The sequence below is a fragment of the Longispora sp. NPDC051575 genome (assembly GCF_040681875.1).
Classification (GTDB): Bacteria; Actinomycetota; Actinomycetes; order Mycobacteriales; family Micromonosporaceae; genus Longispora.
The window spans coordinates 783031-796714 of sequence record NZ_JBFAZP010000001.1; the positions used below are offsets into that span (position 1 = coordinate 783031).

General features: G+C 71.7%; 13 protein-coding genes. 3 read left to right on the top strand and 10 right to left on the bottom strand.

From position 1 onward, the window contains the following. Nucleotides 1-109 precede the first annotated feature (109 nt). The 3 genes from AB0M43_RS03300 to AB0M43_RS03310 all read right to left on the bottom strand — a co-directional run bounded on the left by AB0M43_RS03300 (nucleotide 110) and on the right by AB0M43_RS03310 (nucleotide 2408). The gene (locus AB0M43_RS03300) at nucleotides 110-661 is read right to left on the bottom strand and encodes a peroxidase-related enzyme (protein WP_363720683.1); all 552 of its coding nucleotides are present in this window, start codon (nucleotides 659-661) and stop codon (nucleotides 110-112) included. 188 nt (nucleotides 662-849) lie between these two features. Then, nucleotides 850-1164 carry a hypothetical protein gene (locus AB0M43_RS03305; protein WP_363720685.1) on the bottom strand — a complete coding sequence of 105 codons (315 nt, stop codon included), beginning with the start codon at nucleotides 1162-1164 and terminating at the stop codon, nucleotides 850-852. A 215-nt stretch (nucleotides 1165-1379) separates the two neighbouring features. Then, complete coding sequence (locus AB0M43_RS03310; protein ID WP_363720687.1) at nucleotides 1380-2408, bottom strand: DUF1702 family protein; 1029 nt, start codon at nucleotides 2406-2408, stop codon at nucleotides 1380-1382. Nucleotides 2409-2643: 235 nt separating this feature from the next. Between AB0M43_RS03310 and AB0M43_RS03315 the strand changes: the two genes are divergently transcribed. After that, a complete protein-coding gene (locus tag AB0M43_RS03315) occupies nucleotides 2644-3726 on the top strand; it encodes an NAD-dependent epimerase/dehydratase family protein (RefSeq protein WP_363720689.1) in 1083 nt (360 codons plus the stop codon). An 80-nt stretch (nucleotides 3727-3806) separates the two neighbouring features. On the opposite strand, the gene AB0M43_RS03320 is transcribed toward AB0M43_RS03315, so the two are convergent. After that, nucleotides 3807-4616, bottom strand: coding sequence for a helix-turn-helix transcriptional regulator (locus tag AB0M43_RS03320; protein WP_363720691.1), 810 nt, complete (start codon nucleotides 4614-4616; stop codon nucleotides 3807-3809). A 294-nt stretch (nucleotides 4617-4910) separates the two neighbouring features. Next, entirely contained in the window at nucleotides 4911-5948 is a 1038-nt protein-coding gene (locus AB0M43_RS03325; RefSeq protein WP_363720693.1) for a carboxymuconolactone decarboxylase family protein, read from the bottom strand. 339 nt (nucleotides 5949-6287) lie between these two features. Here AB0M43_RS03325 and AB0M43_RS03330 point away from each other — a divergent pair, with 339 nt between their 5' ends. Both AB0M43_RS03330 and AB0M43_RS03335 read left to right on the top strand, forming a co-directional pair. Then, nucleotides 6288-6887, top strand: a complete 600-nt coding sequence (locus tag AB0M43_RS03330) for a carboxymuconolactone decarboxylase family protein (RefSeq protein WP_363720695.1) — start codon at nucleotides 6288-6290, stop codon at nucleotides 6885-6887. A gap of 20 nt (nucleotides 6888-6907) precedes the next feature. Then, nucleotides 6908-7783, top strand: coding sequence for an SDR family NAD(P)-dependent oxidoreductase (locus AB0M43_RS03335; protein WP_363720697.1), 876 nt, complete (start codon nucleotides 6908-6910; stop codon nucleotides 7781-7783). A gap of 926 nt (nucleotides 7784-8709) precedes the next feature. On the opposite strand, the gene AB0M43_RS03340 is transcribed toward AB0M43_RS03335, so the two are convergent. The 5 genes from AB0M43_RS03340 to AB0M43_RS03360 all read right to left on the bottom strand — a co-directional run bounded on the left by AB0M43_RS03340 (nucleotide 8710) and on the right by AB0M43_RS03360 (nucleotide 13648). Then, on the bottom strand, nucleotides 8710-9408 hold the full coding sequence (locus tag AB0M43_RS03340; protein WP_363720699.1) for a DUF899 domain-containing protein: 699 nt from the start codon (nucleotides 9406-9408) through the stop codon (nucleotides 8710-8712). Nucleotides 9409-9623: 215 nt separating this feature from the next. Next, entirely contained in the window at nucleotides 9624-11177 is a 1554-nt protein-coding gene (locus AB0M43_RS03345; RefSeq protein ID WP_363720701.1) for an AMP-binding protein, read from the bottom strand. Then, nucleotides 11174-11998, bottom strand: a complete 825-nt coding sequence (locus AB0M43_RS03350) for a p-hydroxycinnamoyl CoA hydratase/lyase (protein WP_363720702.1) — start codon at nucleotides 11996-11998, stop codon at nucleotides 11174-11176. The genes AB0M43_RS03345 and AB0M43_RS03350 overlap by 4 nt, the downstream gene beginning before the upstream one ends. A 481-nt stretch (nucleotides 11999-12479) precedes the next feature. Next, nucleotides 12480-13067 (bottom strand): copper resistance protein CopC, encoded by a 588-nt coding sequence (locus AB0M43_RS03355; RefSeq protein WP_363720704.1) that lies wholly within the window; start codon nucleotides 13065-13067, stop codon nucleotides 12480-12482. After that, the gene (locus AB0M43_RS03360; RefSeq protein WP_363720706.1) at nucleotides 13064-13648 is read right to left on the bottom strand and encodes a hypothetical protein; all 585 of its coding nucleotides are present in this window, start codon (nucleotides 13646-13648) and stop codon (nucleotides 13064-13066) included. Before AB0M43_RS03360 ends, AB0M43_RS03355 begins: the two co-directional genes overlap by 4 nt. Nucleotides 13649-13684 lie beyond the last annotated feature (36 nt).

Here is a 13684-nt window from a genome sequence, read left to right on the forward strand (position 1 = left end):
CCCAGAGGCCGGTGCGGCACGGGCTGGTGCGGCAGGGGCCCTGTGCGGCGGAGTCCCGCGGCCGGTGGTGCCGGGCCGGCGGGGCTTGGCCCCGCCGGCCCGGCACGGCTCACGCGGTGCGGACGTACCCGCCGGACTTGACGCGTTCCGCCGCCTGCTCGTAGGCGATCGGGTCGACCGGCAGCTTGGTGCCCAGCCCGTCGACGTACCGGTTGAACATGCAGAACGCGGCGGCGATCAGCACCGCGTCGTGGATCTCCAGGTCGGTGGCGCCGTCCGCGCGCGCCGCCTCCACGAGCTCCGTGGTGACCTTGCGCCCGCTCTCCTGCACGGCCCCCGCGATCCGCAGCAGGCCCCGCAGCTTCGGGCTGACCGGGGCCGTGTCCAGGTTCGCGCGCACCTGCTGCACCAGCGTCTTGCCGCCGTCGAGCTGGGCGGCGGCGAACGCCGAGTGGGAGGTGGCGCAGAAGGTGCACTCGTTGAGGCCCGACACGTACGCGGCGATCAGTTCGCGTTCCCCCGGGCTGAGGGTCGGGTGCGGGGCGGACAGCAGCGCGTGCGCCAGGTCGTTGAGCGGCGCGGCGGTCTCCTGCCGGTAGGTCAGTAGCCCCGTGATTCCGGGGAAGTTCTCCTCGTCCAGGCCCAGATTGATGTGTGCCACGTCTACTCTCCTCGGCGACAGGCCGCAGCCGGCGGCAACGCGGTCCTGTTCGGCATGCTGCCCGCCCGGACCCGGTGGGCGCTTCTTCGAGCGTGCTCCGTCCCGGGGCGCTCGTTCGCGCGTCCCGTCGACGGCGTCGGCCCCGTCCGCCGCGACCGGGCGCGGCGGACGGGGCCGACGGGACGGGTTCAGCCGGCCTGCGCGGCCGGCTCCCGGCGGCCGGTGACCTTCGACGCGGGCATGATGCCGCCCTTGGCGGTGCCCGTCATGTCGTCACCGTCCACCACGAGGTCGAAACTCAGGTCCATGCGCATCGGTCGCTTGATCGACTGGTACCACGAGAGCTTGTCGCCCTCCAGCCGCAGGTCCTTGAGGATCAGCTCCTCCTTCTCGCCACGGGAGATCCCCTGCAGGACACCGTCCTCGGTGAACAGTTCCAGCACGGTGTGGCGGGTACCCAGCGGCGTGGAGACCGCGACTTTCCAGAATCCCTCGACAGACACGGCGTTTCCTCTCTTCCCAGGTCACCCGGGGGCCGCGCTGCCTCGGCGGCGTGGCGCTCCAGGCGGCGCCTCGGCCAGCGCCACCCCTGACGGTAGCGACCACCGGTCCCCGGGACAGTCGCCAGATTGCCGTCTTCGGTGCCGCCGCCGGACTCCGCACTCCAGCGGAAGAGTGGTGGGCCCGGACCCGAGCAGGTCCGGGCCCACCACCGGCGTCACAGGCTGGTACGGCGCCGCCGGCCCGGGTCTGCCACGGCGTTGAGCTGCGGGGCCGGCGCGCCGAACCGGAACCGTTCGGCGACGGACCGCCGCCACACCTCGTACGCGGGCAGGCCCGACGCGGACGGGCCGGGCGGGATGAGTTCCTCGGTGACGAGCCCGGCCCGCACCGCGTCGGTCCGGCAGAACACCTGGGCGGCCAGGTCGGTGTGCGGCACCAGGAGCCCCGCGCGGACCCGGGCCTGCGCCGCGAACGCGGAGGCCTGGGACACGAAGGGCGCGTGCGGGCCGGAGCGGCGGTGGAACTCGCGCAGCTCCGCCTCGGACACCCCGCCCGCGTAGGTCGCGGCGAGACCGGCGCCGCTGTAGAGGTCCTCGTGCCGGTGGGCCGGGAAGTCGTCGATCATGTCGGCCACCAGGGCCGGGTCGGTACCGGCGACGAACCACATGGCCCGGCCGATGCCCTGGTCGATGGCGTGCCGGGCGTACCCGGACGGGTCCTCGGTCGGCCACGGGAACGTGACGAGCTCCCGCTGGCGGAACACGTACTCGAGGGTGTGGAAGTAGGCCTGGTGGAAGCCGTACCCGTCGAGCACCAGCCAGCGCAGCAACGGGTCGGTCGCGGCGGCCGTGGCGCGCCGCCAGAGCATCCGCGGCAACCGGGCGATGGCCCAGCCGATGCCGACGTAGGCCATGTAGACGTGCGGGTCGCCGGAGCCCGCGAGGAACTCGGCACTGCGCCAGGGCCGCCCCGGGGTGACCGCGTCGACCAGCGCGAAGCCCATCCCCGCGCCCTCGTAGGCGAAGCCGCGGAACCGGTTCGGCAGGCCGGCCAGCTCGGTGTCGACGTCGGTCACCTGGGCCGCCCCGGCCGCGGCGGACAGCCCGGCCAGGAACGACGCGCCGACGGTCTCCAGCACGGTGCGGGCCTCCGGCCCCTTGTCGTGGAAGCCCCGGGTCGAGACCAGCGTCTCGGAGATGTCGGGGGTGAAGACGCGGCGCCGGAGCGCCCGGATGGCGTTCATCCGATACTCCCTTCGTCTGTGTTCGAAGGATCGATCCGCCTGATTCTCCCGGTCGCGCGGGCTCCCGAGCCACTCCCGCATTGCCCTGCTGACCTCGCACGGAGGCCCCGGGGACTCCGCACGCTCAGAGGTGAACCCCCGGCCCGAGACGGGCCACGATCGGACCGGCCACCCGCCGCGCGCACCGCGCGGCGCGACGCGGTCCCGGCACGCACACGACTAGAGGGAGCCTGTGATGTTGGTACTGGTGACGGGCGGTTCGGGTTTCGTCGGCGCGCACACGATCGCGGCGGCCACCGCGGCCGGGCACCGGATCCGGGTGCTCGCCCGCGACGCCGCCGCCGTGGAGCGCGCCCTGGTGCCCCTGGGGGTGCCCAGCGACCCGGTGGAGGTGCTGATCGGCGACGTGACGGACCCGGTGACCGTGGCGCGGGCGGTGCGCGGGGTCGACGCCGTGGTGCACGCGGCCTCGGTGTACTCGTTCGACAGCCGGCGGCACCGCGAGCTGCGCCGGACCAACGTGCGCGGCACCGAACTCGTGCTCGACGCGGCCCGCCGGTTCGGCGTGGCGCGCACCGTGTACGTGTCGACGTTCGGCGCGATGCTGCCCGCGCCCGGTGGCGTGGTGGGCCCGGAGACGCCGCCGGGGACGTCGCGGGAGCCGTACCTGGCGAGCAAGGCCGCCGCGGAGACCCTGGCGCGCCGGCACCAGGCGGACGGCGCCCCGGTCGCCATCACCTACCCGCCGGCCCTGCTCGGCCCGCACGACCTGCGGCTCGGCGACCAGAACGGCCGGCTGCGCAACACGTTGCGCGGGCTGATGCCGATGTGGCCGACCGGCGGCTTCCCGGTCGGCGACGTGCGCGACACGGCGCGGCTGCACGCGGAACTGGTGGCGTCCGTCCCGACGGGGCTGGACCGGCACGCGGGACCCGGCCGCTACCTGACCACCCGCGACTACGTGCGCGCCGTGCGGGCGGCCACGGGACGGGACCTGCCCACGTTGTTCCTGCCCGCGCGGATGATGCTGCCGTTCGCGTACCTGACGAGCGTCGCGCAGCACGTGTGGCCCTGGCACATCCCGGCCGAGTACGGGGCCTGCTACGTCTGCGCCTGCGACGCCCGGCCCGCCGCCGGCCCGGCGCCGTGGGGACCGGCGCCGCGCCCCTTCGCCGACACCGTGGCCGACACGGTCGGGTGGATGCACCGGTCCGGGCTGCTCACGGCGCGGCAGGCGGGGCTGGCCGCCGATGTCGGGCACCTCGCGACGGTCGCGGCGCTCGCGGCGGAGCGGGTCAGGGCCGCGCCGCGCGGCTGAAGGACACCGGGGAGCCCGGGACCCCGCCGGGCCGGGTCGCGGGTCCCGGCCCGGCGGGGGCCGTCACGGAACGGGGGCCGTCACGGCTTGGCCCCGTGCAGCACCCGGGCCGCCGCGGCGTTGCGGCGGTCGGCCCTGCGGACGACCCGCCCGTTCCCGCCGGGCTGATGACTGTCCAGCTCCGGCAGCGCGAACAGGATCGGCAGGTCGAAGCTGCCGGCCGGGTGCAGCTGTAGATCGGCCTCGATGGCCGCGCCGGCCACCACGAACAACGGGTCGTAGGCGCCGACGGCGAGGGGGCGGCGCAGGGACGGGCCGGACGCGAGGTCGTCGAGGGCGATCGCCGCCGCCCGTAGATGCCACTCCCCCTCCGGGATGTCGCGCAGCACGTAGGCGCCGGACGTCTCCAGGATGTCGCACGCGGCGGGCAGGCCCTGCACGATGGGGCTGTCGAACACCCCGACATACACCTTGACGGGTACGTCGAGCGCCGGCAGCGTCAGATGACCGCTGATGGTGGCGCGGCGCGGCGGCCCGGCCAGCGGCGGGCGGTGCAGCTGGGGGATGCCCTGTTCGGCGAGCCAGCGGTAGCGGGCCGGCGAGATGCCGACGCTGCGGGTGAAGCGGCTGATGAAGGTGCCGAGGCTGTTGTACCCGACCCCGTAGGCGATGTCCGTGACGGTCATGTCGGTTTCCAGCAGCAGGTTCTTGGCCTTGAACAAACGGATCGCGGTCAGGTACCGACCCGGCGAGGTGCCGGTGGTGGACCGGAAGAGGCGCGAGAAGTAGAACCGGCTGAGGAACGCGGAGCCGGCCATGGCGTCCAGCGACAGCGGCTCGTTGTAGCGGTCCCACATGATCGAGATGGCGTGCTCGACGGCTTTCTTCATGGGCGGGTCATCTCCGTTCGGCGAAGGAGCACGGCTGGGACACCACCTCGGAGCACTCACTCGACACTCGACACCCGGGCGTGCCGGACGGGACGCCGCCAGGCTGGCGTCCCGTCCACCTGGGGTGCGGTCCGGCACAGAGAGGACCGCAGTCTCACTCTCCGCGTCTTAGTTGATCTCACTGCGTCACGACACTAGCATCCACGGAAATCAATAACAATGATGGTTGTCTATACTTACCACCCTTTCCGGATGGACAGCGCACGTCCGAAGAAGTCGCCCCCTCAGGCCGGGTCAGGACGCCGCCTTCGGCAGCGGGAGCGCGCCGCCCACCTGGCGCGCGGCCGCCATCGCCGCCCAGGAACACAGCTCGACGATCGTCCCGTCGTCCGCCCCGGCCTCCCGGCAGCTCCGCACCACGCTGTCGTCCACCTGGTACGACGCGAACGCGACCAGCAGGGTCAGCCGGCCCGCCGGGCGCTGCTCCGCCGGCAGCACCCCGACGAGGTCCTCGACCCACGCCCGGCTGATCCCCCGCAGCCCGCCGCGCCAGCCGGCCAGGTTGGCGAGCACCAGCTCGCGCACCGGCTCCGGCACCGACCGCAGCCCCGCCGCGTCCGTCACGGCGCAGGCCCGCGCGAACGCCTCCGCGACCGTGCCGCCGCCGACCGCCCAGCCCAGATCGGCCGGCAGTTCCGCGGCCGGCAGCAGACCGAGCGCCTCCCCGGGCGGGTGCGGACGGCGGGACGCGCCGACCATGCCCCGACCCAGGACCCACAGCACGGGCGACAGCGCCAGCTCCGGGACGCCGGGCGGCAGCGGCACGTCGCGCAGCAGGACGTTGACCACCCGGTTGAGGTAGTGCAGCAGCACCGCGACGCCGACCAGCTCGGCCGTCTGGTCGGCGGGGAACGGCGGATCCACGGCGGCGCCCGGGTTCTGGGCGGACAGCACCCAGTCGGCGTACGCCTCCAGGTCCGGGCGCTCCTCCCTGCCGGACGCGCCCAGGACCGCCAGGGCGTTGTTGTGGATCGTCGCGCAGTAGGGACACGCGTTGCCCAGGGACACGGCGGTGGCCACCGCCTCCTTCGCGGCCCGGGGCGCGTTGCCGTTGACGATCAGGACCTCGCGGAGCAGCGTCCACGCCGCGGCCAGGCTCGGCGGGGCGGGGGCGTGCAGGGCGATCGGCGGCGCCAGGACGCCGAAGTCGCGTTCCATCTGCCGGTAGACCTGGGCGACCAGCCCGGTCGCGCGACCCCGCCGCACGGGGGAGACGTGTCGGATCTGGGTCAGCCCCAGTACGCCCAGCACCGGTCGCAGGAGACTTGCCATCGGGGGACCCCATCCGTCGCAAGAGGAATTTGACCACAGATTAGCGGTGCCCAGTGCCACTAGCCAGCGCCTGCGGCGAACCGCTTTCCCAGTTGTCCCGACGACCAGCGAAAAGGGCACCGGACTAGGCAATATGAGAGAGCAATCGTCCCGTGTGGACGTGCCATCATTAGCCAGCGATTCTTTCGCCCGACCACTGTCGCGGAGAACGTCCGCAGCGCCGTCGCCGATCGCACGGCAATTCGCCCCGAGCGGGATCACACCCCAATTCCGGCCCCGCTCGGGCGGCACGTGCGGAAGCGGCCCCGGGCATCGTTCACCCACTGAGGAGAAGGCCCTATGGAAACGACGACAAGGCAGCCGGGAATCAGGGTCCCGCTGATTGACGAGGAACACGCGCAGGGGCGCACCGCGGAACTGTACGAGAAGATCAAGCAGGTCACCGGACTCCCCTTCGTACCGGACATGTTCCGGCTCACGTCCACGAACCCGCGGCTGCTGGAGGTCGTGCTCGCCGGCTACGGCGGTGTCTTCGGCGACGGCGCCCTGGCCCGGCAGACCAAGGAGCTCATCTCCGCCTGGACCTCCAAGCTCAACGGCTGCCCGTACTGCGTCGGCACGCACAGCTGGTTCCTCAGCGAGTTCGGCGGCTCCGACGAGCTGCTGGACGCCGTGGAGAACGCGACCACGGCCGAGGAGCTGCCCGTCGACGAGCGCACGATGCCGCTGATGCAGCTGGTGACGAAGGTCAGCACCGGCGCGTACAAGATCACCGACGCCGACTGGGAGAAGGCCGCGGCGGCCGGATGGAGCGACGCGGAGCTGCTGGAGGCCGTCTTCACCGCCAGCCTGTTCGCCTTCATCAACCGGCTGGTCGACTCGACCGGCCTGGGGTCCTCCGTGGACCGCAGCCGGGTCGCCCGCCAGGGCGACGCGTGACGGCCGGGGCGGAACCGACCATGACGCGATCCCGCGCGATCCTGCTGACCGGCGCCTCGTCGGGCACCGGCATGTCCTCCGGCTCCGGCCGGGCGACCGCGCTGCGCCTGCACCGCGCCGGCTGGCCGGTGTACGCCACCGGCCGCAACGTCGCCGCCCTCGAGGACCTCGCCGCCGAGGGCATCACGGTCATGCACCTGGACGTGAACGACGAGGAGTCCATGGTCGCCGCCGTCAAGCGGATCACCGACGAGCACGGCGCGGTCGGCACCCTGATCAACAACGCCGCGTACAGCCTCAACGGCACGATCGGCGAGACCCCGATGGACGAGGTGCGCGCCCAGTTCGAGACCAACGTCTTCGGCCTGAGCCGGCTCACCCAGCTCGTGCTGCCCGGGATGCGGGAGCGCGGCGGGGGCCGGGTCATCCTGATGTCCTCGATCTTCGGCATGTTCGCCACCCCCGGCCGGGGCTACTACCAGGCCACCAAGCACGCCCTGGAGGCCATCGGGGACTCCCTGCGGCACGAGGTGCGCCGGTTCGGCATCGAGGTGGTACTCATCCAGCCCGCGCCGATCCTGGGCGGGTTCGTGCCGGAGAGCGTCGCGGACCTGGGCATGGACTCGCACGACAACCCTGCCCTGTACAAGGAGTTCTGGGACTACTTCGTCGACTGGCACCAGGCGTACCGGCTCAGCGACAACCCCCCACTGCGGGGCAAGATCGCGATCCGGGCCGAGGACGTCGCGAAGGTGATCGAGAAGGCCGTGACCAGCCCGCATCCCAAGATCCGGTACCCGATCGGCATGCCGCCCCGGGTGCTCCCCAAGATGCGGGCCATCATCGGCCACCGCGGGTTCGAGAAGTTCGTCCGGGCGTTCTTCCCGATCCCCTGAGCGCCGGCCCGACGGAGGGGCGGCACCGGCATCGCGCCGGTGCTGCCCCTTTCGTGTCGGCCCCACCTCGGCCTGTCCGGGCTCCACACAGGCCCCACCCAGACCCGGCCCGACCCGGGCCCAGGTCCAGGTCCAGGTCCACCCAGACCGAGCGTGGCCAGGCCCAGCTCCACTCAGACCCGCGCCTGGCCAGGGTCCTGCTCCACCCAGATCCGCGCCCGGCCAGGGCCCAGCCCACCCAGACCCGAGTCTGGCCAGGGCCTGGCCAGGGCCTAGCTCCACCCAGACCCGAACCCGACCCGGGCCCATCCGACTCTGGCCAGGGCCCCACCCCACCCGGGCCAGACCCAGCCCGCGAGGCCAGCCCCGGACCAGCCCGCGCGGTGCCGCTCAGGCCCCACCCGAGCCCAACGCGCGAGCCCCACGAGCCCAACTCCCGCACCCACCCCACGCCTGCCCACCCGGCCAGCCCCTCGCTCCACCCCACCGAGGCCCGGCCCACCATCCCCGACCCACCCCGGGGCACATCAACGCCTTCACACAGCCTCGCCCCCCACCCCGGGCCGCGCCCCGCCCGCAGGCCCAGAATGCGCCGCACCTCCCCCGCCAGGCCGCGACCGCACCCGCAGGCCACCCCCGCACACAGACCGGGGCAGGACCATCCTCTGGCCCTGCCCCTCACCCCTGACATGCCCGGATCAGGGAGATCTCCGCTCCCCCCAACAGCCACAAGGCTCCGGCCCGGATCCGACGCGGGGGGGCTGCGCCGTACACCGGAGCCGGAGCCCTCGGCGGTCCTGCCGACCGGCGCTCCACCTACCGCGCGCCCGCCCCGTCTACCTCGGGGCCGGCCGCCGGTGGGGTCGCGCCCGCCGACCGGCCGCACCGGCCGACCGACGGCAGGACCGGGGGAAGGACCCGGTCGGTCACGCCTTGAACCGGGTGCCGTTCCAGTGGTTGGTACCGGGCGCCGCGGCGCTCGCGTCGTCGTACTCGTCCTTGCGCCGCCACCAGTCCCACGGGTGTTCGAGCTGGGCCTCCTGGCGGCCCAGGTGGGTGATGTCCAGATAGTTGTAGAAGCTCTTGAAGATCTCCCCACCCCGGTCGTAGATCGAATAGGTGTGGAAGACGTCGTCCCCGTCGCGGATGAACGAACTCACGCCGGGCGATTCGCCCAGGTCCGTGGTGACCTCGTAGTCGCGGTTGAACTCGCTGTCCCCGGACGAGAACCACGGAATGGTCCAGCCCATCCGGTCCTTGTAGGCGTCGAGCTCGGCGAGCGGCGCGCGGGAGACCAGGACGATGCTGGTGTCCCGCGCCCAGATGTGCGAGAGGTCCCCGATGCTGTCGGTCTGCATGGAGCAGCCGATGCAGCCGACCTTGTCCCCGGGGGCGAACATGAAGTGCCGCACGATGAGCTGGCGGCGCCCCTCGAACAGGTCGAGCAGCGTGACCGTGCCGTTCGGCCCCTCGAAGAGGTAGTCCTTGTCGACCTTGACCATCGGCAGGTTCTGGCGCGCCTCGTTAATCATGTCACGCGCGGCAGTGACCTCTTTCTCCTTCTCCAGCAGAGCCTTGCGGGCCTCCAGCCACTCTGCCCTGGAGACAATTGTCGGAAGGTTCATCAGTTCTCCTCAGTGCTGTCGGCGGAATGGTTCCACCGGGACCCGACGCAAGGGGCGAAGAATGGTGTCACCTGAATCCCGAACGGGAGACCACCCCTTATCAGGATGGCAAATTCCCCGCGTCTGTTCTTCTTCCAGAGCGGCGTCTTCCGGACGCGCTCCCCCACTCGCGGGAAACACCGGAGAACCACCATTCGGGTACTGACGCCGCGGGACTAACGGGCCGCGCGCTCGCGTTCCTTCAACGTCCGGCGCTCTATCTTGCCGACCGGCGTGCGCGGGATCTGGTCGACGAACTCGACCCGCCGGACCTTCTTGTACGGCGCGACCCGCTCGGCGACGAACGCCATGATCTCCTCGGGCGTGGCCGGCCCGTTGGCGACGACGAAGGCCTTCGGCAGTTCGCCGGTGGCCTCGTCGGGCACCCCGATCACGGCGGCGTCGGCGACCTTCGGGTGCGCCATCAGCACGGCCTCCAGTTCGACCGGGGACACCTGCTGCCCGTTGTACTTGATGAGCTCCTTGATCCGGTCGACGATGAACAGTTCGCCGTCGTCGTCGACGTGTCCGAGGTCGCCGGTGTGCAGGAACCCGTCGGGTTCGAGGACGTCGCGGGTGGCCTCCTCGGCGTTGAGGTAGCCCTTCATCACGTGCGGGCCCCGGATCAGGATCTCGCCGTCCCGGTTGGGCCCCAGCTCCCGCCCCGTGGTCACGTCGACGATCTTGCACTCGACGTTCGGGGCGTTGCGGCCGACCGACCCGGGCGTCGCCGGGTTCTCCAGCTGCATGAACGACACCATCGCCTCGGTGAGGCCGTAGCCCTGGCTGATGTGGCAGCCGAGCCGTTCGCGGACCAGGCGCGCGATCTCGGGGTCCAGGCTCGCGCCGCCGGAGATGATCGAGCGCAGCGACGACAGGTCGTACCTGTCCACGAGCGGGCTCCGGGCGAGCAGCACGGCGATGGTCGGCACGATGTACAGCCGGGTGATCCGGTGGTCCTGGACGGCGCGCAGGAAGGCCTCGGGTTCGAAGCGGAGCATGGTCACGAGCGTCGCCCCGTCGAGCAGGCTGGCGTTCATCATCATGGTGAGCCCGAAGGCGTGGTGGAACGGCGGCACGGCCAGGACTCGCTCGCCCTCGCCGTTGGGCGCGACGAGGCTGGTCAGGAGCGCCTTGGCGATCATGTTGCGGTGGGTGAGCATCACACCCTTGGGGTGCCCGGTGCTGCCGCTGGAGTGCACGAGGGCGGCCACGTCGCGGGCCGGGTCGATGGGCGGGTCGGGCGGCGTGCGGTCGTCGGCCAGCAGCGCGGCGAACGGGGTCGCGCCGTCGGCCTCCCCGAACACGATGATCTCGTCGACCTTCGTCCGGGCGGTCAGCGTCCGCGCCTTGTCCACTTCGGACGGCACGGTGACGAGGAGGCGGGCGCCGGCGTCGTTGAGGAGGGCGGCGTGCTCGTCGGCCGTGTCGAGCGGGTTGAGGACCACCACCGTGCCGCCGGCCGTGGCCGCCGCGTGGAAGGCGATCGGGTACTCGGGCACGTTCGGCGCGAGGATGGCCAGGACGTCGCCCTTGCCGAAGCCCCGGGCCCGCAGTCCGCTGGCCGCGTGCCGCACGGCCGACGCGAGCTGCCCGTAGGTGTACGCGTTGCCGCCGGTGACGTCGACGATCGCGACCCGGTCGGGGTACCCGTCGGCGTTCTGGAGCACGAAGGAGGTCACCGAGGTCTCGGGGATGGGCACGCTCGGCCGGGTGCCGGTGAAGATCACGAAGCCACCTCCTCCCGCTTGTACGTGCTCAGGCCCGGCTGGTACGCGCGCTTCTCGAACTGCTTGAGCGCCACGTTGATCCACTCGTTGCTGGTGAGGCGCGCGAGCTCCCACAGCTTGGCCTGGTCGTAGTCGATCGCGGCCGGCAGGTCCAGGGTGGTGGTCCGCTCGTAGACCTCCTTGGCCAGCCGCAGCGTGACCGGGTTCTTGTTCACGATCTTGGCCACGATCCGGTCGGTCTCCGCGTCGAGCTCCTCCAGCGGCACCGCCTTGTTCACCAGCCCGTGGGTCTCGGCCTCCCGGCCGGTCATCGTGTCCCCGGTGAGGATGTAGTAGAGCGCCTGCTTGCGCGGCAGGTTGTGGGTCGCCGCCCAGGAGGCGCCGCCGGCCGGGAAGATGCCGAAGTTGATCTCGGAGAGGCCGAACTTCGCGGCCTCGTTCGCCACCGCCAGGTCGCAGAGCCCGGTCACCTCGAAGCCGCCGCCGAAGGCGTACCCGTTCACCTTGGCGATCGTCACGGCCGGGAACGCCTTCAGGCGCTGGAACCACTTCAGCGCCACCAGGTTCGTCTTGTAGAACAGCATCGGGTCGTCGTACGGCTTGAGGAAGCACTCCTCCAGGTCCATGCCGGCGCTGAAGCTGTTGCCGTTGCCGGTGATCACGACCGCCTTGACGTTCTCGTCCGCCTCGATGGCGTCGAGGATCTCGTGCATGTCGTTGTGCATCTGGGGGTTCATGGCGTTCTTCTTGGCCGGTCGGTTGAAGTAGACCGTGGCCTTCGGTCCCTCGATGTCGAGGTTCACCGTCTCTAGCTCGATCATGTTCGGCCTTCTCTCCTCTGGACGACATACCCGCGCACAGCTGGAGACCGCTCAACCGGAGAGTCCGCGACGCGCCCCGCACTGGTGAAGCGACCCACGGCTACGAGCATCACAGGGCCGGCGCCGGTCTGGCTTCTCCGAGCTTGCTGGGCCGCGCGGGGCCTCGTACCCGTCGGATCCGGGGTGGTTTTCCGGGGCCGGACCAGGCAATACGACCCAGCGGAGTGCAACTCCGTGGTTGCGCTGGTCCGGGACGTTATGCAACTATCAAGTTGCACAGATTGGCTCCGGTGACGTCGCCCCCGCGTCCGGGGAGCGAGCCGAGCGACAGGTCACCGCGCGCCAGGGGTCCGGCCCGGGATCCCGCAGCGCGGACCGGCCTGTCGCCGAAGGGGAAGAAGGGTGCACCTGCTCCCGCCGCGACGCGCACTCCAACGCGTCCGCGGGGACAGGTGCACCTTCCCGTGCGCGCGCCGGGGTGCTAGCCGGTGGGCCTGCGTGGCCGGGGGCGACGGAACAGCAACGTGCTCAGGGCGACGAGCAGAACGACATCGATACTGACGAGTACGAGGCTCAGCGGGTCCTTCGCGCCGTGTCCGCCGTGCCCGGCCGGGGCCGCCAGGGGCTCGCCGATCGGGGCGGGCGCGGCGGCCTCGCCGACGCTGAACCGGCTGATCCCGGTGGCCTCGGTGCCGTCCTCCAGCAGGACGTGGTACCCGACCAGGTAGACGCCCCGGTCGGCGATCCGCACGGGCACCGTGATCCGCGAGCCGTCCACCCGGGCCGTCCCCTCCGTCACGGGGATCCCGCGCGCGGTGGCGACCGTCAGGTGGTACTCCCGGGTCCGGGGCGGGGCGGTGAACTCCATCGCGACCTCGGTCGGCGCGGCGGCCAGGCCCGCGCCGTCGGCGGGCGCGAGGGCCGACAAGGCGGTGGGCGCCGGTTCGAGCAGGGCGATCACTCCCATGGAGAGTGCCACCGCCACCACGATCCCGGCGCCCAACCGACGCGACCACGGCCGTCGCCACCAGCGGACGGCAGCGCCCCGCACGGCCGTGTCGGTGGTCATCCGCGCGAGGTGCCGGACAGGGCCGGCTCCTTGGCGCACGAGCAGTCGGCGCGGTCGAACTCACTCTGGTTCGGCCGGAGGTGCAGGTACATCGCGACCACCATCGGGATGAAGACGATGGTGTTGTAGAACAGGTGCAGCTCCACCCGGGGGAAGACCAGCTGGGCGATGCTGGTCGGGACGGCCTGGCCGAAGAACATCGTGCCGCTCTGGGCCTGGACGAACAGCAGCAGGTGCTCGATGTGGTGCCAGAACTGGATGGCCAGCGCGACGGTCCACCACCCCTTGGCCCGGCCCACGAATCCCCTGCGCAGCAGGAACAGGCCGATCAGCATGACCAGCGCGTACCCGTAGTGCAGCCACTCCGACTTGACCAGCCACGGGTAGAAGTACCCGAGGACACCCCGGGACTCCTTCAGGGGCATGCCCAGTGCCCAGATCTGGAAGGCCTGGGTGAGGTGTTCCGCCCAGTGCGCGACGACGATCACCATGAACAGGTTGAGTGCGAACCGGTGCCGCACGCCGTTCAACCGGTTGACCAACCCGGTGGAACCGGCGCCCGGCGCCTGGATAGTGGTCATATGTGCCTCCAGCGGAAGGAAATTGCCTGTCAGCGG

Coding starts and splice junctions, on each gene's coding strand:
- AB0M43_RS03355 (WP_363720704.1), bottom strand. CDS start 13,067: ATGACCACCGACACGGCCGTGCGGGGCGCTGCCGTCCGCTGGTGGCGA.
- AB0M43_RS03330 (WP_363720695.1), top strand. CDS start 6,288: ATGGAAACGACGACAAGGCAGCCGGGAATCAGGGTCCCGCTGATTGAC.
- AB0M43_RS03325 (WP_363720693.1), bottom strand. CDS start 5,948: ATGGCAAGTCTCCTGCGACCGGTGCTGGGCGTACTGGGGCTGACCCAG.
- AB0M43_RS03320 (WP_363720691.1), bottom strand. CDS start 4,616: ATGAAGAAAGCCGTCGAGCACGCCATCTCGATCATGTGGGACCGCTAC.
- AB0M43_RS03360 (WP_363720706.1), bottom strand. CDS start 13,648: ATGACCACTATCCAGGCGCCGGGCGCCGGTTCCACCGGGTTGGTCAAC.
- AB0M43_RS03315 (WP_363720689.1), top strand. CDS start 2,644: ATGTTGGTACTGGTGACGGGCGGTTCGGGTTTCGTCGGCGCGCACACG.
- AB0M43_RS03350 (WP_363720702.1), bottom strand. CDS start 11,998: ATGATCGAGCTAGAGACGGTGAACCTCGACATCGAGGGACCGAAGGCC.
- AB0M43_RS03335 (WP_363720697.1), top strand. CDS start 6,908: ATGACGCGATCCCGCGCGATCCTGCTGACCGGCGCCTCGTCGGGCACC.
- AB0M43_RS03310 (WP_363720687.1), bottom strand. CDS start 2,408: ATGAACGCCATCCGGGCGCTCCGGCGCCGCGTCTTCACCCCCGACATC.
- AB0M43_RS03340 (WP_363720699.1), bottom strand. CDS start 9,408: ATGAACCTTCCGACAATTGTCTCCAGGGCAGAGTGGCTGGAGGCCCGC.